16 protein-coding genes and 1 pseudogene are annotated in these 18,991 nt (G+C 73.1%); 11 read left to right on the plus strand and 6 right to left on the minus strand.

Annotated elements, in window-relative coordinates; genetic code table 11:
• Nucleotides 1–1,565: alkaline phosphatase D family protein (locus AC2CHG_RS16960; protein ID WP_484525088.1), on the plus strand; the 1,565-nt coding region annotated here is incomplete at its 5' end.
• Nucleotides 1,566–1,572: 7 nt separating this feature from the next.
• Here AC2CHG_RS16960 and AC2CHG_RS16965 read toward each other — a convergent pair.
• A pseudogene (locus AC2CHG_RS16965) lies at nucleotides 1,573–1,974 on the minus strand (secondary thiamine-phosphate synthase enzyme YjbQ); the annotation flags it as partial.
• A 189-nt stretch (nucleotides 1,975–2,163) separates the two neighbouring features.
• Between AC2CHG_RS16965 and aceE the strand changes: the two are divergent.
• Entirely contained in the window at nucleotides 2,164–4,908 is a 2,745-nt protein-coding gene (aceE, locus tag AC2CHG_RS16970; protein ID WP_465908671.1) for a pyruvate dehydrogenase (acetyl-transferring), homodimeric type, read from the plus strand.
• A 132-nt stretch (nucleotides 4,909–5,040) separates the two neighbouring features.
• Here aceE and AC2CHG_RS16975 read toward each other — a convergent pair whose 3' ends face one another.
• Nucleotides 5,041–5,487 (minus strand): SRPBCC family protein, encoded by a 447-nt coding sequence (locus AC2CHG_RS16975; protein WP_013287829.1) that lies wholly within the window; start codon nucleotides 5,485–5,487, stop codon nucleotides 5,041–5,043.
• Nucleotides 5,488–5,688: 201 nt separating this feature from the next.
• Here AC2CHG_RS16975 and AC2CHG_RS16980 point away from each other — a divergent pair, with 201 nt between their 5' ends.
• Genes AC2CHG_RS16980 through gltX form a run of 3 tightly spaced genes read left to right on the plus strand, consistent with a single transcriptional unit; the run spans nucleotide 5,689 to nucleotide 9,735 of the window.
• Complete coding sequence (locus AC2CHG_RS16980; RefSeq protein ID WP_484525096.1) at nucleotides 5,689–7,002, plus strand: GH1 family beta-glucosidase; 1,314 nt, start codon at nucleotides 5,689–5,691, stop codon at nucleotides 7,000–7,002.
• Nucleotides 6,999–8,276 (plus strand): MFS transporter, encoded by a 1,278-nt coding sequence (locus tag AC2CHG_RS16985; RefSeq protein WP_484525089.1) that lies wholly within the window; start codon nucleotides 6,999–7,001, stop codon nucleotides 8,274–8,276. The genes AC2CHG_RS16980 and AC2CHG_RS16985 overlap by 4 nt, the downstream gene beginning before the upstream one ends.
• Nucleotides 8,277–8,325: 49 nt before the next feature.
• Nucleotides 8,326–9,735 carry a glutamate--tRNA ligase gene (gene gltX / locus AC2CHG_RS16990; protein ID WP_308212770.1) on the plus strand — a complete coding sequence of 470 codons (1,410 nt, stop codon included), beginning with the start codon at nucleotides 8,326–8,328 and terminating at the stop codon, nucleotides 9,733–9,735.
• A gap of 169 nt (nucleotides 9,736–9,904) precedes the next feature.
• On the opposite strand, the gene AC2CHG_RS16995 is transcribed toward gltX, so the two are convergent.
• Complete coding sequence (locus AC2CHG_RS16995) at nucleotides 9,905–10,486, minus strand: copper resistance CopC family protein (protein WP_355508247.1); 582 nt, start codon at nucleotides 10,484–10,486, stop codon at nucleotides 9,905–9,907.
• Nucleotides 10,487–10,699: 213 nt separating this feature from the next.
• Here AC2CHG_RS16995 and AC2CHG_RS17000 point away from each other — a divergent pair, with 213 nt between their 5' ends.
• Entirely contained in the window at nucleotides 10,700–11,362 is a 663-nt protein-coding gene (locus tag AC2CHG_RS17000; protein WP_355508250.1) for a hypothetical protein, read from the plus strand.
• A 67-nt stretch (nucleotides 11,363–11,429) separates the two neighbouring features.
• Here AC2CHG_RS17000 and AC2CHG_RS17005 read toward each other — a convergent pair whose 3' ends face one another.
• Nucleotides 11,430–11,759: a hypothetical protein gene (locus AC2CHG_RS17005; protein ID WP_355508253.1), complete on the minus strand. Its 330-nt coding sequence runs from the start codon at nucleotides 11,757–11,759 to the stop codon at nucleotides 11,430–11,432.
• Nucleotides 11,760–11,864: 105 nt separating this feature from the next.
• Between AC2CHG_RS17005 and AC2CHG_RS17010 the strand changes: the two genes are divergently transcribed.
• The 5 genes from AC2CHG_RS17010 (at nucleotide 11,865) to fabF (ending at nucleotide 16,902) form a co-directional block, all read left to right on the plus strand.
• Nucleotides 11,865–13,139 carry a PucR family transcriptional regulator gene (locus AC2CHG_RS17010; RefSeq protein WP_318335156.1) on the plus strand — a complete coding sequence of 425 codons (1,275 nt, stop codon included), beginning with the start codon at nucleotides 11,865–11,867 and terminating at the stop codon, nucleotides 13,137–13,139.
• A 97-nt stretch (nucleotides 13,140–13,236) separates the two neighbouring features.
• Nucleotides 13,237–14,406 carry an acyltransferase domain-containing protein gene (locus AC2CHG_RS17015; RefSeq protein ID WP_484525090.1) on the plus strand — a complete coding sequence of 390 codons (1,170 nt, stop codon included), beginning with the start codon at nucleotides 13,237–13,239 and terminating at the stop codon, nucleotides 14,404–14,406.
• Complete coding sequence (locus tag AC2CHG_RS17020) at nucleotides 14,407–15,351, plus strand: beta-ketoacyl-ACP synthase III (protein ID WP_357209458.1); 945 nt, start codon at nucleotides 14,407–14,409, stop codon at nucleotides 15,349–15,351.
• Nucleotides 15,352–15,433: 82 nt separating this feature from the next.
• The gene (locus AC2CHG_RS17025; RefSeq protein WP_007072348.1) at nucleotides 15,434–15,673 is read left to right on the plus strand and encodes an acyl carrier protein; all 240 of its coding nucleotides are present in this window, start codon (nucleotides 15,434–15,436) and stop codon (nucleotides 15,671–15,673) included.
• Nucleotides 15,674–15,675: 2 nt separating this feature from the next.
• Entirely contained in the window at nucleotides 15,676–16,902 is a 1,227-nt protein-coding gene (fabF, locus tag AC2CHG_RS17030; RefSeq protein ID WP_357209457.1) for a beta-ketoacyl-ACP synthase II, read from the plus strand.
• Between the two features lie 54 nt (nucleotides 16,903–16,956).
• On the opposite strand, the gene AC2CHG_RS17035 is transcribed toward fabF, so the two are convergent.
• Both AC2CHG_RS17035 and AC2CHG_RS17040 read right to left on the minus strand, forming a co-directional pair.
• A complete protein-coding gene (locus AC2CHG_RS17035) occupies nucleotides 16,957–17,178 on the minus strand; it encodes a hypothetical protein (protein WP_484525091.1) in 222 nt (73 codons plus the stop codon).
• A gap of 57 nt (nucleotides 17,179–17,235) precedes the next feature.
• Complete coding sequence (locus AC2CHG_RS17040; RefSeq protein ID WP_484525092.1) at nucleotides 17,236–18,960, minus strand: glycoside hydrolase family 3 protein; 1,725 nt, start codon at nucleotides 18,958–18,960, stop codon at nucleotides 17,236–17,238.
• Nucleotides 18,961–18,991 lie beyond the last annotated feature (31 nt).

The following is an 18,991-nucleotide window of genomic DNA, read 5'->3' on the forward strand; positions in this document are numbered from 1 at the left end:
CCGCCGCCGCGTCGCCCGGCCCGCTGCGCCGCGACCCGTTCACGCTCGGCGTGGCCTCCGGCGACCCCGACCACGAGGGCTTCGTGCTCTGGACCCGGCTGGCGCCGGAGCCGCTGGCCGAGGACGGTCTGGGCGGCATGCCGTCGCGGACCGTGCCGGTGGCCTGGGAGGTGGCCGCCGACGAGCGCTTCCGGCACGTGGTGCGCCGCGGCGTGGCCCTGGCCCGGGCGGAGTCGGCGCACAGCGTGCACGTCGAACTGGGCGGCCTGCTGCCCGGACGGGAGTACTTCTACCGGTTCCGGGCGGAGCGCTGGCTGTCCCCGGCCGGGCGCACCCGCACCGCGCCGGCGCCGTGGCTGATGCCGTCCGCCCTCGCGATGGGCTTCGCCTCCTGCTCGCAGTACGAGCACGGCTACTTCACCGCGTACCGGCGGCTGGCCGAGACCGAGCCGGAGCTGATCCTGCACCTCGGCGACTACCAGTACGAGTACGCGCCGGACACCTACACCGTCCCAGGGGGCAACCCGCGCGACCACGAGGGCCCGGAGACCCGCACGCTGGCGAACTACCGGCAGCGGCACGCCCAGTACAAGACCGACCCCGACCTCCAGGCGGCGCACTCGGTCGCGCCCTGGGTGGTGGTCTTCGACGACCACGAGGTGGAGAACAACTGGGCCGACGAGGTGCCCGAGGCGCCGGATCCGGACTTCCTCGCCCGGCGGGCGGCGGCCTTCCAGGCGTACTACGAGAACATGCCGCTGCGCCGCACCTCGATCCCGCGCGGCATCGACATGCAGCTCTACCGGCGGGTGCGCTGGGGCCGGCTGGCCACCTTCCACATGCTCGACACCCGGCAGTACCGGGACGACCAGGCGTGCGGCGACGGCTACCGGAGCTGTGCGGAAGCGTCCGACCCGGCCCGTTCGATCACCGGCGCCGCCCAGGAGGCGTGGCTGCTGGACGGCTTCCGCCGTTCCGAGGCCCGCTGGGACCTGCTCGGCCAGCAGGTGTTCTTCGCCCAGCGGGACAACAACTCCGGCCCGCTCACGGTGACGAGCATGGACGCCTGGGACGGGTACGTGGCCTCCCGGGACCGGATCACCAGGGGCTGGACAGCCGCCGGTGTACGCAACCCGGTGGTGCTCACCGGCGACGTGCACGCGCACTGGGCCAGTGACCTGAAGCTGGACTACGCGGACCCGACCTCGCGCACCGTCGGCAGCGAGCTGGTCTGCTCGTCGATCACCTCGACCGGCGACGGCGCCGACTCGCCGACCGGCTCGCACCCGTGGCTGGCGTTCAACCCGCACCTGCGCTTCCAGAACAACCTTCGGGGGTACGTCCGCACCACGATCACCCCGACCGAGCTGACCGCCGACTTCGACGTGCTGCCGTATGTGAGCCGGCCGGACGCGCCCGCGTACACCCGGGCCCGGTTCGTGATCGAGGACCGCGTACCCGGGTTGAACCTGACGTACGACCGGCCGCCGGCCGCGGCGCGCACCGCCGCCCCCGGCGTCGACCAGGGCCGGCAGACGGTGGAGGCGGAGACGGTCCGCCCGTGACGGCGCGGCCGGCCAGGAACGAGAAGCGGACCTGGCGGTCGGGGTTGTCGCCGTTGGTGTCGACCAGGCAGATCGACTGCCAGGTGCCGAGCTGGAGCCGCCCGCCGAGCACCGGCAGCGTCGCGTACGGCGGCACGAACGCCGGCAGCACGTGGTCGCGGCCGTGCCCGGCCGAGCCGTGCCGGTGCCGCCATCTGTCGTCGGTGGGGAGCAGGTCGTCGAGCGCCCGCAGCAGGTCGTCGTCGGACCCGGCGCCGGTCTCGATGATCGCCAGCCCGGCGGTGGCGTGCGGGACGAAGACGTGCAGCAGTCCGTCGCCGGCGCCGGAGACGAACCGTTCGGCCTCGCTCGTGATGTCCCGGACGGTCGGACGGGAGCCGGTCCGGACGGTGATCACCTCACTGCGCATACGGCGCATTCTGCCGCAGTGCCCGGTTCCCCGCCGCGTCCGCCGATAGCGCATCCGGTGATCGCGCAAAGTTACTGATGGGTACCTGTGTTGAGCGTCGCGTCTGGGGGTGGGAGAGGTGACGACACGCGCCACCAGGGGGCAGGATGGCGCTAGAGACCTATCCCACACGAAACCGAGGGAACGCCTGTGGCTACGGAACGCAAGCGCCCGGTGATCACCGCTGGTCTGCCGAGCCAGCTTCCGGACATCGACCCTGAAGAGACCAGCGAATGGGTCGAGTCACTCGACGGTGTCATCGACGAGCGCGGGACAAAGCGAGCCCGGTACGTCATGCTGCGCCTGCTGGAGCGGGCCCGCGAGCGGCAGGTCGGGGTGCCGTCACTGACCACCACCGACTACATCAACACGATCCCGCCGGAGCGCGAACCGTGGTTCCCGGGTGACGAGCACGTCGAGCGGCGGCTGCGGGCGTACATCAGGTGGAACGCCGCGATGCTGGTGCACCGGGCGCAGCGCCCGGAGATCGGCGTCGGCGGGCACATCTCGACGTTCGCCAGCTCGGCGTCCCTCTACGAGGTGGGCTTCAACCACTTCTTCCGGGGCAAGAACCACCCCGGCGGCGGCGACCAGATCTTCTACCAGGGTCACGCCTCCCCCGGCATGTACGCGCGGGCGTTCCTGGAGGGCCGGCTCAGCGAGAACCAGCTCGACGGGTTCCGGCAGGAGCTGTCGCACCCCGGTGGCGGGCTGCCGTCGTACCCGCACCCGCGGCTGATGCCGGACTTCTGGGAGTTCCCCACCGTCTCGATGGGCCTCGGCCCGCTGAACGCCATCTACCAGGCGCGGTTCAACCGCTACCTGCAGCACCGCGGCATCAAGGACACCTCCCAGCAGCACGTCTGGGCGTTCCTGGGCGACGGCGAGATGGACGAGGTCGAGTCGCTCGGCGCGATCGGCGTGGCCGCCCGCGAGGAGCTGGACAACCTCACCTTCGTGATCAACTGCAACCTCCAGCGCCTGGACGGACCGGTCCGCGGCAACGGCAAGGTCATGCAGGAGCTGGAGGCGTTCTTCCGGGGCGCCGGCTGGAACGTCATCAAGGTCGTCTGGGGCCGCGAGTGGGACCCGCTGCTCGCCGCGGACACCGACGGCGCGCTGGTCAACCTGATGAACACCACGCCCGACGGTGACTATCAGACCTACAAGGCGGAGTCCGGGGCGTACGTGCGGGAGCACTTCTTCGGCCGCGACCCGCGGACCCGCAAGATGGTCGAAGGGCTGACCGACGACGAGATCTGGAACCTCAAGCGGGGTGGCCACGACTACCGCAAGCTCTACGCGGCCTACAAGGCGGCGATGGAGCACACCGGCCAGCCGACGGTGATCCTCGCCAAGACGATCAAGGGCTGGACGCTCGGCTCGCACTTCGAGGGCCGCAACGCCACGCACCAGATGAAGAAGCTGACGCTGGAGGACCTGAAGCTCTTCCGCGACCGCCTCTACCTGGACATCCCGGACAAGCAGCTGGAGGAGAACCCGTACCTCCCGCCGTACTACACCCCGGGCGAGAAGTCGGACGAGATCGCGTACCTGAAGGACCGGCGGCAGCAGCTCGGCGGCTACCTGCCCACGCGCAGCACCGCGCGCAAGACGCTGGCCATCCCGGGCAGCGAGCGGTTCTCGGACGTCAAGCGCGGGTCGGGCAAGCAGAAGGTCGCCACCACGATGGCGTTCGTCCGCCTGCTCAAGGACATCATGAAGGACAAGGAGTTCGGCAAGCGCTGGGTGCCGATCATCCCGGACGAGGCCCGTACCTTCGGTATGGACTCGCTGTTCCCGACCCAGAAGATCTACTCGCCGCACGGCCAGCGCTACACCGCCGTCGACCGGGACCTGTTCCTGTCCTACAAGGAGTCGACGACCGGCCAGATCCTGCACGAGGGGATCAACGAGGCCGGGTCGGTGGCCTCCTTCACCGCCGCGGGCACGGCGTACGCCACCCACGGCGAGCCGATGATCCCGCTGTACATCTTCTACTCGATGTTCGGCTTCCAGCGCACCGGCGACGGGTTCTGGGCGGCGGCGGACCAGATGGCTCGGGGCTTCGTGCTCGGCGCGACCGCCGGCCGGACCACGCTCAACGGTGAGGGCCTCCAGCACGAGGACGGCCACTCGCTGCTGCTCGCCGCCACCAACCCGGCGGTGGTCTCCTACGACGCGGCGTTCGCCTTCGAGCTGGCGCACATCGTGGAGAACGGCCTGCACCGGATGTACGGCGAGGCGCAGGAGAACATCTTCTACTACCTCACCGTCTACAACGAGCCGATCTTCCAGCCGGCCGAGCCGGAGGGCGTGGACGTCGAGGGCATCGTCAAGGGCATCCACCGCTACTCCCCCGCGCCGCAGGTCGGCGACGACGCGCCGAAGGCGAACATCCTCGCCTCCGGCACCGGCATGCAGTGGGCGCTCAAGGCCCAGCAGCTGCTCGCCGAGGACTGGGGCGTGTCCGCCGACGTGTGGTCGGTGACGTCCTGGACCGAGCTGCGCCGCGACGCGGTGGAGTGCGAGGAGCACAACCTGCTCAACCCGGGCGAGGAGCCGCGGGTGCCGTACATCGCGCGGAAGCTGGCCGACGCCGACGGGCCGAAGGTCGCGGTGAGCGACTGGATGCGCGCGGTACCGGACCTGATCGCCCGCTGGGTACCCGGGGACTACACCTCGCTCGGCACCGACGGGTTCGGCATGTCGGACACGCGGCACGCGCTGCGCCGCCACTTCCACGTGGACGCCGAGTCGGTGGCGGTGGCCACGCTGCGCCAGCTCGCGCTGCGCGGCGTGGTGCCGGCGCACGTGCCGGCCGACGCGGCCCGCAAGTACGCGCTGGACGACGTCAACGCCGCCCCGGTCGGCGAGACCGGCGGCGACAGCTAGTACGCCTCACGCGAGAAGGGCCCGGCGCCAGGCGCGCCGGGCCCTTCTCGTCCCCCGATGCGACGACGGCCCGGCGTCCCTGGCGGGAACGCCGGGCCGTCACCATCGCGGGCGACGCCGGGACGGGCTCGGTCAGCCGACGGCGGCCAGGTCGGTCAGCCGGGCCAGCGAGTCCTCCAGGTCGGCGCCGACCCGGCGCAGGCCGAGCCGGAGCAGGGCCGCCTTGACGGGTCCGGCGGGCCACCGCACGACGATCAGGCGTACGACGGTGCCGCCGCCCTCCTCGTCCGGGGTCAGCTGGACGTAGATCTCGGTGCGCGCCTCGGCCCGGGCGCCGGCACCCTTCGCGCGTTCGCGCCAGCCGATCAGGGTCGGCTCCTGGAAGGCGATCACCTCGGCCTCGTGCGCGGCGCCGCGTCCTGCCTGGACCAGCTGCCGCCGCCCGAATCCCTCCCCGGACAGGACCTCGGCCGCGCGGACTCCCGCCAGCCAGGCCGGCAGCTGCTCGGCGCGCTGCACGACGTCCCAGACCACATCCACCGGCGCCGCCACGTGCGCGCTTCGTTCCACGAGGATCATGAGTATCTTTCCCCCACTTAAATCACATCCGCGATATTTGGCACTCTATGTGTAAATCGGACTTAAGCGGACGGGTTCGGAAAAGACACGCCGAACTCCCTTGCGCCACCCAGTCATCTCGGCCTATGGCGCGTCGGTCCGCGGAGCCCTAGAGTCGCGAGCACGCTTCACGTTCTGGAGGGTGACTTGACGACCGCGCCGATGCCCGAGTTCCCCGCCGGCTTCCGCTGGGGGGTCTCCACCTCCGCGTACCAGATCGAGGGCGCGACCTCGGTCGACGGACGCGGTCCGTCCATCTGGGACACGTTCGCCCACGACCCGGGCCGGATCGCCGACGGCAGCACCGGCGACCAGGCGTGCGACCACTACCACAGGTACGCCGAGGACACCGCGCTGCTGGCCGGGCTGGGGGTGTCCGCGTACCGGTTCTCGATCGCCTGGCCCCGGATCCAGCCGGCGGGTACCGGCCCGGCGAACGCCGCCGGGCTGGACTTCTACGACCGGCTGGTGGACGGACTCCTCGCCGCCGGTATGGACCCGGTCGCCACGCTGTTCCACTGGGACCTGCCGCAGGCCTTGGAGGACGCCGGTGGCTGGCTCAACCGGGACACCGCAGCCCGCTTCGCCGAGTACGCCGACCTGACCGCGGCCCGCCTCGGCGACCGGGTGAAGCTCTGGATCACGCTCAACGAGCCGTTCATCCACATGAGCCTCGGCCACGGCACGGGCGAGCACGCGCCCGGCCGCACGCTGCTGTTCGACGCCTTCCCGGTGGCCCACCACCAGCTCCTCGGGCACGGCCTCGCGGTCGCCGCGCTGCGCGCCCGCAGCACGTCCCCGGTGGCGATCGCCAACAACTACTCCCCGGTGCGCCTGGCCGGCGACACCGACGCGGACCGGGCCGCCGCCGCGGCGTACGACGCGCTGCACAACCGGCTGTTCACCGATCCGCTGCTCGGACGCGGCTACCCGGACGCGCTCGGCCCCGACCCGGGCGTGGTGCGCGACGGCGACCTGGACGTCATCGCCGCCCCGATCGACGTGCTCGGCGTGAACTACTACAACCCGACCGGCATCCGGGCGCCCGAGGCGGACTCGCCGCTGCCGTTCGAGATCGTGCCGCTGGAGGGCTACCCGCGTACCGCGTTCGACTGGCCGGTGGCCCCGGACGGCCTGCGGGAGCTGCTGCTCCTGCTGCACGAGCGGTACGGCGACGCGCTGCCGCCGATCCAGGTCACCGAGAGCGGCTGCGCGTACGACGACGCGCCGGACGCCGACGGCCGGGTGCACGACCCGGAGCGGATCGCGTACCTGGACGGGCACATCCGCGCGGTGCGCGAGGCGATGGCCGGGGGCGTGCCGGTGACCGGGTACTTCGTCTGGTCCCTGCTGGACAACTGGGAGTGGGCCGAGGGCTTCACCAAGCGGTTCGGCCTGGTGCACGTCGACTTCGCCACGCAGCAGCGGACGCCGAAGTCGTCGTACACCTGGTTCCGGGATCTGGTCCGGCGGTGACCACCGTCAACCCGACGCCGGCGTCGCTGCCGGCGGCGCTCGCGGAGCCGACCGTCCCGGTACGGCGGGGCTGGATCGCGCTGATCTTCGCGGCCAACCTGGGCGTCTGGATGGCGTTCTTCACCCCGATCCAGGTGCTGCTGCCGCAGCAGGTGGAACGGATCGCCCCGGCCGACAAGGAGGCCATGCTGGCGGTGGTCACCGGTATCGGCGCGCTCGCCGCGGTGCTGGCGAACCCGCTCGCCGGGGCGCTGTCCGACCGCACCTCGCTGCGGCTGGCCAACCGGCACTTCGGCCGCCGGCACGTCTGGACCGCGCTCGGCGCGGTGGTCGGCGCGCTCGCCCTGGTGCTGCTGGCCCGGCAGAACACGATCGCCGGGGTGGCGGTGGCCTGGGTCGCGGCGCAGGTCTGCTTCAACGCGATGCTGGCGAGCCTCACCGCCGCGATCCCGGACCGGGTGCCGGTGGCGCAGCGCGGCGGCGTGTCCGGCTGGGTGGGCATCCCGCAGGCGCTGGGCCTGGTGCTCGGCGCGGTGCTGGTGACCGCCGTGGTCACCGGCAACGCCGCCGGGTACGCGGCGATCGCGCTCGCGGTGCTGCTGCTGTCGCTGCCGTTCGCGCTGCTGACCCAGGACGACCACCTGCCCCGGGAGCACCGCTCCCCGCTGCGGCTGCGCTCGCTGTTCGCCTCGATGTGGATCAGCCCGCGCCGCCATCCCGACTTCGCCTGGGCCTGGTTCACCCGGTTCCTGGTGCAGACCGGCAACGCGCTGGGCACGCTCTACCTGCTCTACTTCCTCACCGACGGGGTACGGGTGGCCGACCCCGAGGGTTCCCTGCTGGTGCTGATCCTGCTCTACACGGTGGGCATGATGCTCACCGCAGTGGTCGCCGGACGCATGTCCGACCGCTCCGGCCGGCGCAAGGTCTTCGTGATCACTTCCGGGCTGATCATGGCGGTGGCAGCGACGCTGCTGGCGGCGGCACCGACCTGGCCGATGGCGATCGTCGCGGCGCTGCTGCTCGGCGCCGGGTACGGCGTCTACCTGTCGGTGGACGCCGCGCTGATCACGCAGGTGCTGCCCGCCGCCACCGACCGGGCCAAGGACCTCGGCGTGATCAACATCGCCAACTCGGCGCCGCAGGTGCTCGGTCCGGCGCTGTCCGCGCCGATCGTCGTGCACCTCGGCGGCTACCCGACGCTGTACGCGGTCACCGCGGCGGTCACCCTGCTCGGCAGCGCCCTGGTCGTGAAGATCAAGTCGGTGCCCTGACCCGGCCCCCTGCCGGAAACCCGTCGCGGTCCGCCGTAGGCTGGGGGGCGTGACGGTACGTGTACGCTTCGCCCCTTCCCCGACCGGTATGTTCCACGTCGGCGGCGCCCGTTCGGCGCTGCAGAACTGGATCTTCGCCAAGCAGCAGGGCGGGGTGTTCGTGCTGCGCATCGAGGACACCGACGCGGCGCGTAACCGGCCCGAGTGGACCGAGGGCATCCTCTCCGCGCTCGACTGGATCGGCATCGCCCGGGGCAGCTACGAGGGCCCGTACTTCCAGTCCTCCTACGCGGGCGAGCACCGGGCCGCCGCGCAGCGGCTGTACGAGGGCGGCCGGGCCTACTACTGCGACTGCACCCGCGAGGACGTGCAGGCGCGTACCGGGCCGCAGCAGCGCGGCTACGACGGCTTCTGCCGGGACCGCGGCCTGGAGCCGGGCGAGGGCCGGGCACTGCGCTTCCGTACGCCGGACGAGGGCGAGACAGTGGTCGTCGACCTGGTCCGCGGCGAGCCGACGTTCGAGAACAAGCTGATCGAGGACTTCGTCATCGCCCGCGGCGACGGCTCCCCGGTGTTCCTGCTGGCGAACGTGGTCGACGACATGTCGATGGGGATCACCCATGTGATCCGGGCCGAGGAGCACCTGCCGAACACCCCGAAGCAGCAACTCCTGTGGGACGCGCTCGGCGTCAAGCCGCCGGTCTGGGCGCACGTGCCGGTGGTGGTGAACGAGAAGCGGCAGAAGCTGTCCAAGCGGCGGGACAAGGTCGCGCTGGAGGCGTACCGGGACGAGGGCTACCTCGCCGACGCGATGCGCAACTACCTGATGCTGCTGGGCTGGGCGCCCTCGGGCGACCGGGAGATCGTGCCCTGGTCGGTGATCGAGGAGGAGTTCCGGCTGGACGAGGTCAACCCGTCCCCGGCGTTCTTCGACGAGAAGAAGCTGCGCGCGTTCAACGGCGACTACATCCGGGCGCTGCCGGTGGCGGACTTCGTCGAGGCGTGCCGGCCGTGGCTCACCGGCACCGGGACCATCGCCCCGCCGCCGTGGCAGCCCGACGAGTTCGACCCGGCCGCGTTCGCGGCGGTGGCCCCGCTGGCGCAGACCCGGATCGCGGTGCTCAGCGAGATCGTGCCGAACGTCGACTTCCTGTTCCTGGCCGACCCGCTGATCGACGAGGCGGCCTGGGCCAAGGCGATGAAGGAGGGCGCCGCCGACCTGCTGGACGCGGCGATCGTCGCGTTCGAGGCGCTGGAGTCCTGGGACGCCGAGTCGCTGAAGGCCACGCTGGAGGCGGTCGGCGCGGAGCGCGGGCTGAAGCTCGGCAAGGCACAGGCGCCGGTACGCGTCGCGGTCACCGGGCGCACCGTCGGCCTGCCGCTGTTCGAGTCGCTGGAGGTGCTCGGCCGCGACCGTACGCTGACCCGGCTGCGCGCCGCCCGCGTACGCCTGGTCTGAGCCGCAGGCACGGCGCCGGTTCCGACGCTCGGGCGTGTCGTGGCCGGAGAGCGGTACGTCGATTGAGCGATATGCCTCTGAGTCATGATTATGACTCAGAGGCATATGCGTTTTCGGCGATCATTGCGCCGGCAGTGTCACGCAGAGTGGTCGAGCGCGCTGGCCACGATCACCGGCGGGTGGCCCGGCGGCGCAGCAGCAGCCCGCCGCCCAGCGCCGCGAGCACCACCACCGCGCCGGCCGCCCACAGCCAGCCCGTACCGCCGTCGTCGTCCGCTCCGGCGGCGGCCGGGGTCGGGCTCGGCGCCGCGCTGGTGGGCAGAGCGGCGGAAGTCGCGGGGGCGGCGCTGGTGGGCGGCACGGTCGCCGACGGCGACTCCGCCGGGGTGCCGGTGGTCAGGGTGAACCGGACCTCCCCCTTGATCGGGTGTCCGTCGTCGGAGGCCAGCCGGTAGGTCACGATGTAGAGGCCGGCCGCGCCCGGCCGGAACGGCACGATCACGCGCTTGCCGGAGAAGGTCGGCGCGCCGCCGGTCGCGGCCACGTTGTCCGGCCCGGTGACGGTGACCTCGGTGGTCGCCTCCTTCGGCGTGGCGAGGAAGCGCAGCTCGATCCGCTCCGGCGCGGCGGCCAGCCGGGCCCCGTCGCGCGGGTCGCTGCCGGTCAGCGAGTTGTGCGCGGCGGCCGGCGCGGCCGGCAGCAGCGCGAACGCCGCCACCACCCCGAGCACGACCGTCCAGGTACGTGTCACACGGGCGACCCTGCCCCCCATGGTTCCCTCCGTCCGGGTAGGATCCGGCCGATGATCATCGACCGCTCGTTGGTCGGTCTCAGCTCGCAGATAGTTCCAAATACTCTTCCACCAGCTGCAACCGAGCGCCGTTCTGCGGAGTCTTTGTGGTGGACACCGGTCCAGTGTGACCTGCAGCGGAAGCCAGCCATCGAACGGGGCGAGGAGGCGGCGATGGTCCGAAGGGTGAGACGGTTACTCGTCGCCGTGACCGGGAGCATGGCGGCTCTGGCGTGCACGCTGGCCCTGGCCGGCACGGCAGCGGTTCAGGCCGCGCCGAAGCCCAAGCCGGCCCCGACCGGCGTCGACATCACCGGCGAGCGGCTCGACGCGCCGTTGAAGCTGCGCGCCGACGTCAGCCCGAACGAGGTCAACCTGGTGGTCGACCAGGTCAAGTGGCTCGGCACGACCGGTCAGCTGCGCGGCCCGGCCGCCAAGGACCTCGGTCCGAAGTACACGGTGGTGGTGCTCGCCGCCGCCGGCCCGCAGCGCACCTACGACCTGTTCCCGCTGGCCAAGGGCGGTCCCCGGATCTACCGGCCGGGCAAGCAGCCGGACCTGAGCAGCACCCGCGCCGGCTGGTTCTTCGGCCGGCTCAACATGCCCGAGACGCTGCGCTCGGTGGGCGTGCCGATGCCGGCGCAGTTCGACACGCTCGCCGGCGGCATCGGCGGCGGCGAGCGTGTGCTTCCGGAGGAGGCGCTCGACCCGGTGCAGAACATCGACACCGCGCTCGGCGAACTCCAGCGGCTGCTGCTGCTCAACGTGGGCATCGTGGTCGTCATCACCGCCGGGCTGGCCGGCATCGCGCTGCTGGTCCGCCGCCGCACGCGCTGAGGCGCGGCACGGCACGGCCCGCGGCTGTCCGGCCCGGCCGCACCCCGTCACGCCGGCAGGCGGCGCGTCAGCACCAGCGGCGCGGCGGGCGCTCCCGGCGGGTGGTGCGGTTGCGCGGGCGTACCGCGCCGTGCCGATGGGCGCCCGCCCAGCCCGCGAGATCGCTGCGGCAGTTCCGGTCGGACGGCTCGTCGTCGGCCGGGTGCGCCGGCTCCGCCGCCCGCTGCCGGGGCACGCCCGGCTCGTCCTCGGCGCGCTCCGGCACCCGGCCCGCAGGCTGCTCGCCCTGATGGTTCAGGCACTGCCGGCGCGGGTGCATGGCTGTCGCCGGCTGGTCGTGGCCCCGCCGGCAGGCCTCACCCTGGGCGCAACCGTGCTCGGCCTCCCCCTGCGCCATCCCCGGCCCCCCTCACGCGTCGCCCTCGCCCGCCCGGCCGGAGTCTGGCCCGGCGTGCCCTGACACCGTACTGGCCCGGCCGGACGAGATCGTCAGCGCGTACCGGTGGAGATCGTCACGCCACCGCGGGCCCGCCGGCTCGAAGTGGATCCGCTGGTCACGCCGTGTCAGGCTGGTGCGGTGAGCGAACCGGGCGGAACGGAGACGTCGGCGACGCTGCGCCGCATCGAACGGGCGGCGGGCGGCCTGGCGACCGCAAGCGTGGCCCGGATGGACGAGACGCTGCCGTGGTTCCGTGAGCTGCCCGCCGACCAGCGCTCCTGGGTCATGCTCGTCGCCCAGGCCGGCGTGCGCTCCCTGGTGCAGTGGCTGCGTCAGGGCGGCGGCGCGACCGACCGCACCCAGGAGGTGTCGGACGAGGTCTTCGCCGCCGCGCCGCAGGCACTGGCCCGCTCGATCAGCCTCCAGCAGACCGTGGCGCTGATCAAGGTGACCATCGACGTGGTCGAGGAACAGGTGTCGGACCTGGCCGTACCGGGCGAGGAGCAGTCGCTGCGGGAGGCGGTACTGCGCTTCTCCCGGGAGATCGCGTTCGCCGCCGCGCGGGTGTACGCCCGGGCCGCCGAGAGCCGCGGCTCCTGGGACGCCCGGTTGCAGGCGCTGCTTGTCGACGCGCTGCTGCGGGGCGACTCCCCGGACGTGCTGGCCAGCCGCGCCGCCGCGCTGGGCTGGACCGACGCGCCGCCGGTGGCGGTGGCGGTGGGCCGCTCCCCCGGCGGCGAGGTCGCGGCCGTGCTGCACACCGTCTACCGGCAGGCCCGCCGGATCGGCGTCGAGGTGATCGGCGGCGTGCACGGCGACCGCCTGGTCATCGTGCTGGGCGGGGCGGCCGATCCGGTGGCGGCCACGGAGAAGCTGCGTACCGCCTTCGGTGAGGGGCCGGTGGTGGTCGGCCCGGCGGTGCCCAGCCTGGACGAGGCCACCGAGTCGGCGCGGGCCGCGCTGGCCGGGTTCCGGGCCGCGCCGGCCTGGCCGACCGCGCCGTGCCCGGTCGCCGCCGACGAGTTGCTCCCGGAACGCGCGCTGGCCGGGGACACCGAGGCCCGCCGCCGGTTGCGCCACGACGTGTACGCGGCACTGGCCCGCTCCGGCGGTGAGCTGCTGGAGACGCTCGACGCGTTCTTCGCCGCCGGCGGCACGTTGGAGAGCGCCGCCCGGGCGCTGTTCGTGCACCCGAACACCGTGCGCTACCGGCTGAAGCGGATCGCCGAGGTGACCGGTTTCTCCCCACTGGCCCCGCGCGACGCGTTCGCGCTGCAGGTCGCGCTGACAGTGGGACGGCTCGACCCGGTGGTGCCGGCGGTCTCCGACAGGCGATGATCGCCAGCGATCTTTGTAGGTTTCCTCTAAAGGTTCTAGTGCGGTTTGGTGCCGTACGTTACAGCGCGGCACGCCGGGATCCGTCAGAGTCGTACACGTGCTCGCCGTACTCTCCCCCGGACAGGGTTCGCAGAAGCCCGGCTTCCTCGCGCCGTGGCTCGACCTCCCCGGCACCGAGGCGCGTCTGCGCTGGTGGTCGGCGCTCGCCGGGGTGGATCTGATCCACCTGGGCACCCGGGCGGACGCGGACGAGATCAAGGACACCGCCCGCACCCAGCCGCTGCTGGTCGCCGCCGCGCTGCTCGCCGCCGAGCACCTGCCGATGCACGACGTCGGGCTGGTCGCCGGGCACAGCGTCGGTGAGCTGGGCGCCGCCGCGCTGGCCGGAGTGCTCCCGGCCGAGGCCGCCGTGACGCTCGCCGGCGTACGCGGGCGGGAGATGGCCGCCGCCTGCGCGCTGGAGCCGACCGGGATGGCCGCCGTGCTCGGCGGCGACCCGGACGAGGTGCTCGCCGCGCTCCAGTCGCACGGGCTGCACCCGGCCAACCGCAACGGCGCCGGTCAGATCGTCGCCGCCGGCGCGGTCGACGCGCTGGACAAGCTGGCCGCCGAGCCGCCGGCCCGCACCCGGGTCATCCGGCTCCAGGTGGCGGGCGCGTTCCACACGCCGTACATGGCGCCGGCCGAGACCGCGCTCGCCGCGGTCGCCGCCGGTGTCCCGGCCTCCGCCCCGGCCCGGATCCTGCTGTCCAACCTCGACGGCGCACCGGTCGGGCACGGCCCCGAGACGGTACGCCGGCTGGTCCGGCAGGTGACCGCCCCGGTCCGCTGGGACCTGTGCATGCGCACGCTGGCCGACCTCGGCGTCACCGGCGTGATCGAGTTGCCGCCCGCCGGCACGCTCGCCGGGCTGGTCAAGCGGGAACTCAAGGGCGAGGGCGTACCCGAGATCGTCACCCTGAACACCCCGGCCGACCTGCCCGCCGCGCGCCGCCTGATCGCCCGGCACGCCGGCCCCGCCGCCCGCCCGGCCGCGCCGTCGTTCCGGGTGGTCGTCTCCCCCGCCGCCGGCCGCCTCGACCTGTCGGCCGGACCGGCCGAGGGCGCCGAGGTACGCGCCGGTGAGGTCCTCGGCCACGTCACCACCGGCCGGGGCCCGGTCGAGGTGACCGCACACGACAACGGGCCGCTCGTCGAGTGGCTCGCACACCACGACGACCCGGTCGCACCGGGCCAGCCCCTCGTCCGTATCGGAGGAACGCACTAAATGGCCGGCAGCCGGATCGTCGCGATGGGGCACTACCAGCCCTCCCGCGTCGTCACGAACGACGAGATCGCCCAGATGGTCGACACCAACGACGAGTGGATCCGGGACCGGGTCGGCATCGTCACCCGGCGGATCGCGGGCGACGAGACGGTGGCCGACATGGCCACCGCCGCCGCCGGCAAGGCGCTCGCCAACGCCGGGCTGACCGCCGCCGACATCGACCTGGTCGTGGTGGCGACCTGCTCGTCCGTTGACCGCAGCCCCAACGTGGCCTGCCGGGTCGCGGCCAAGCTGGGCATCAACGCGCCCGGGGCGTACGACCTCAACACCGCCTGCTCCGGTTTCGCGTACGCGCTGGGCACTGTCGACCACGCGATCCGGGCCGGCGCGGCGCGCAACGCGATCGTCATCGGCGCGGAGAAGCTCTCCGACTTCACCGACTGGACCGACCGCTCGACCTGCATCATCTTCGCCGACGGCGCCGGGGCGGCCGTGGTCAGCGCGACCGCCGACGACGAGCCGGCCGGGATCGGGCCGGTGGTCTGGGGCTCCGCGCCGGAGAAGAGCGACGCGGTCCGGATCGAGGGCTGGCAGCCGTACATCACCCAGGAGGGCCAGTCGGTGTTCCGCTGGGCCACCACCGCGATCGCCCCGCTCGCGCTGCAGGCGTGCGAACGCGCCGGGGTGGACCCGTCGGAGCTGGCCGCGTTCGTGCCGCACCAGGCCAACGCCCGGATCATCGACGGCATCGCCAAGCGGCTGAACATCCCGGACGCGATCATCGCCAAGGACATCGTCGAGTCCGGCAACACGTCGGCGGCGAGCATCCCGCTGGCCCTGTCGAAGCTGGTCGAGCGCCGCGAGGTGCCCTCGGGCGCCCCGGTGCTGCTGTTCGGCTTCGGCGGCGGCCTGACCTACGCCGGTCAGGTCGTGCGCTGCCCCTGAGACCCCCTCGGGCGCGAACGCGCCGAGGTGCGTGACCGGCGACGCCGGTCACCGGAACCCCCGATGAGAGGAACCAACCGCAATGACCCGTGACGAGATCACCGCCGGCCTCGCCGAGATCCTCGAAGAGGTTGCCGGGGTGAACCCGGACGACGTGGCCGAGGGGAAGTCCTTCACCGACGACCTCGACGTCGACTCGCTCTCCATGGTCGAGGTCGTGGTGGCGGCCGAGGAGAAGTTCGGCGTCAAGATCCCGGACAACGAGGTGCAGAACCTCAAGACCGTCGGGGACGCGGTCAGCTACATCGAGGCGCAGTCCTGATCATGAGTCGTCCCGACGTCGTCGTCACCGGGCTCGGCGCGACGACCCCGCTCGGCGGGGACGTCGCGTCGACCTGGGACGCCATGCTCGCCGGCCGCTCCGGGGTGAGTGCGCTCACCCAGGAGTGGGCCGCGCAACTGCCCGTCCGGATCGCCGCCGAACTGGCGGTCGACCCGTCCGAGGTGCTGGACCGGGTGAAGCTGCGCCGACTGGACCGCTCGGAGGCGATCGCCATCATCGCCGCCAAGCAGGCGTGGGCCGACGCCGGTCTGGACGAGACCGCGCCGGACCCGGAGCGCCTGGCGGTCAGCGTGGGCTCGGGCATCGGCGGCGCCACCACCCTGCTCGCCCAGGACGACATCCTGGAGGCGTCCGGACCGCGGCGGGTCTCCCCGCACACCATCCCGATGCTGATGCCGAACGGCCCGGCCGCCTGGGTCGGCCTGGAGCTGGGCGCCAAGGCCGGCGTCCACACCGTGGCCAGCGCCTGCGCGACCGGCGCGGAGGCGATCGCGCTGGGCCTGGACATCATCCGCGCCGGCCGGGCCGACGTGGTGGTGGCCGGCGGCACCGAGGCGGTCATCCACCCGCTGCCGATCGCCGGCTTCAGCTCGATGCGGGCCATGTCGACCCGCAACGACGACCCGGAGCGGGCCTCCCGGCCGTGGGACTCCGGTCGCGACGGCTTCGTCCTCGGTGAGGGCGCGGGCGTGGTGATCCTGGAGCGCGCCGACCACGCCGCCGCCCGGGGCGCCCGGGTGTACGCGCGCCTGGCCGGGGCGGGGATCACCTCGGACGCGTACGACATCGTGCAGCCGCACGCCGAGGGTGAGGGCGCGATCCGCGCCATCGCCCGGGCCGTCGCCGACGCGGACGTGGCCCGTACCGACATCGTGCACGTCAACGCGCACGCCACCTCCACCCCGGTCGGGGACATGCTGGAGATCGGCGCGCTGCGTCAGGCGGTCGGCGACCACCCGGTGCTCACCGCCACGAAGTCGATGACCGGGCACCTGCTCGGCGCGGCCGGCGCGCTGGAGTCGATCGCCACCATCCTGGCCATCCGGGACGGCGTGATCCCGCCGACGATCAACCTGGACGACCCGGACGAGGGCCTGACGCTGGACGTCGCCGCGCACAAGGCGCGTCACATGGAGATCCCGGCGGCGCTGAACAACGCGTTCGGCTTCGGCGGGCACAACGTGGCGCTGGTCTTCACCCGCCCCTGAGCGGACGTGCGGAAGGGCCCCTACTCCGACGGAGTAGGGGCCCTTCCTTACACCTCAGCCGCGGTTGCGGGGGTGCTGCCGGGCGGCCCGCTCGTTGCCGTGCCGGTAGTTGCCGGTCCACCGGGCCATGGTCAGCTGCGGATCGTCGTCCACCTCGGCCAGGAACTGCGCGGCCCGGCCGCCGCGCAACGTGCCGGCGACCCGGCCGTGATGCGTGATGATGACCGTGCCGTCGCCGCGCTCGACGTACCGGAAGCCCTGTGCCGCCTGTCCCATGGGCGCCACCCTGCCAGCCGGCCACCCCGGACCGCACCCGAGTTACGACGGCAAAGGTCAGGTGCGGCAGGTGGTGGCGGGCAGGCCGGAGACCGGCACCGGGGAACGACCGGCCGGGCGGGCCTTGCCGGCGAGCACCGCGGCGAGCCCGGTCATCGAGGCGCGGGTGGACGAGTAGGTGGCCATCAGCGTCGGGGACTTCGCCCCGGACAGCACGTACGGCGTGTCCATCGCCACCGTCACGGCGGCGCCGGCGCTCAGGTCCTTCGCGCCGTCGCCGTACCCGACCAGGTGCACCACGGTGCCGCCGGAGGGCACCACCTTGACCCCGGCCGCGGTGAGCGCCTCGGTCAGCAGCTTGCGGGTGCGCTCCCGGCCGCCGGAGGAGGTGACGCTCACCGGGCCGGCCACCGCGCCGCCGCACTTGCCGCGCAGCACCGTCACCGCGGCGGTGGCCAGGTCGTCGGCGGCCTTGCGGTGGGCGGCGCCGTCGAGCGTGGACAGCGCGGGGGTGTCCCGCCCGGCCAGCCGGAACTTCATGGTCAGCACCCGGGTGACCGCCTCGACCAGGCGGGCGCGGGGCAGCGAGCCGTCCTTGAGCGCGGCGCGCAGCCCGTCGTACGCCTGGGTGACGTTCGGGGTCATCAGGATGAGGTCGTTGCCGGCGTTGAGCGCGCGTACGGCGGCCTCGCCCGGCGACCACTTCTTCGCCGGGGCCATGTTCATCCCGTCGGTGATCACCACGCCCTGGAAGCCGAGCTGGCCGCGCAGCACGTCGGTGAGCAGTTTGCGGGAGAACGTGGCGGGGGTGCCCGGGTCGACGGCCTTGACGTCCAGGTGGGCCGACATCACCGCCATGGCCCCGGCGCCGATGCCGGACCGGAACGGCGGGAACGCGAGGCGGTCCAGCTCGGCGCGGGACTGCTTGATCACTGGCAGTTCGGTGTGCGAGTCCTCGGCGCTCAGGCCGTGCCCGGGGAAGTGCTTGACGGCGGCGCCGACGCCCTCGGCCTGCAGGCCGCGTACCGCGCCGGCCACCTGCGGGGACGCGGTCGCCGGGTCGGCGCCGAAGGAGCGGGAGCCGATCACCGCGCTGCGGGTCGCCAGCACGTCGGCGACGGGCGCGAAGTCGAGGTTGATGCCCATCGCGGCCAGCTCGGCCCCGGCGGCCCGCCAGGCGGCCTCGGTGAGTGCCGGGTTCCCGGCGGCGCCGGCGGCGAGCGGGCTGGGCAGCAGGGTCACCCCGTCGGTGATCCGGGTGACCACGCCGTACTCCTGGTCGGTGCCGATCAGGAACGGCGCGGCGCCGGCAGGCAGCTTGCCGGCGGCGGCGCGCAGCCCGTCGGTGAGCGCCCGGACCTGCTTGGGGTTGTCCACGTTCGTGGTGGCCTGGTTGCCCGAGGTGGGGTCGTCGGCGCTGAAGCCGACCAGGATCACCCCGCCGAGGCGGTACTTCGCCACCATCTCGGCGGGGGTGTCGACGCCGGCGAGCGCCCGGTTCCCGGCTGCCGAGCCGGCCGACACCTGGGTGGCGGAGCTGCCGTAGGCGTACGGCATCAGCACCTGCCCGACCAGGTCCTCGTCGCTCAGCGTGCCGACGAGCGCGGCGGCACGGGCGGCCGGATCGGCGGCCGGCTGGTCACTCGGCGCGGGCGCTGCGGACGACGGCCCCGGGCTCGTCGGGGTGGGCCGGGGCCGGTCCGGCCCGTCCGAGCACCCGGAGACGAGCAGCGCGGTCAGTGCGGCGAGCGCGACGGCGGAGCGCCGCGGGGAAATCGACACGCGGCCCACCGTATCGGGGCAACTCGGCCGC

This window comes from Micromonospora sp. ATLC20, assembly GCF_057196585.1.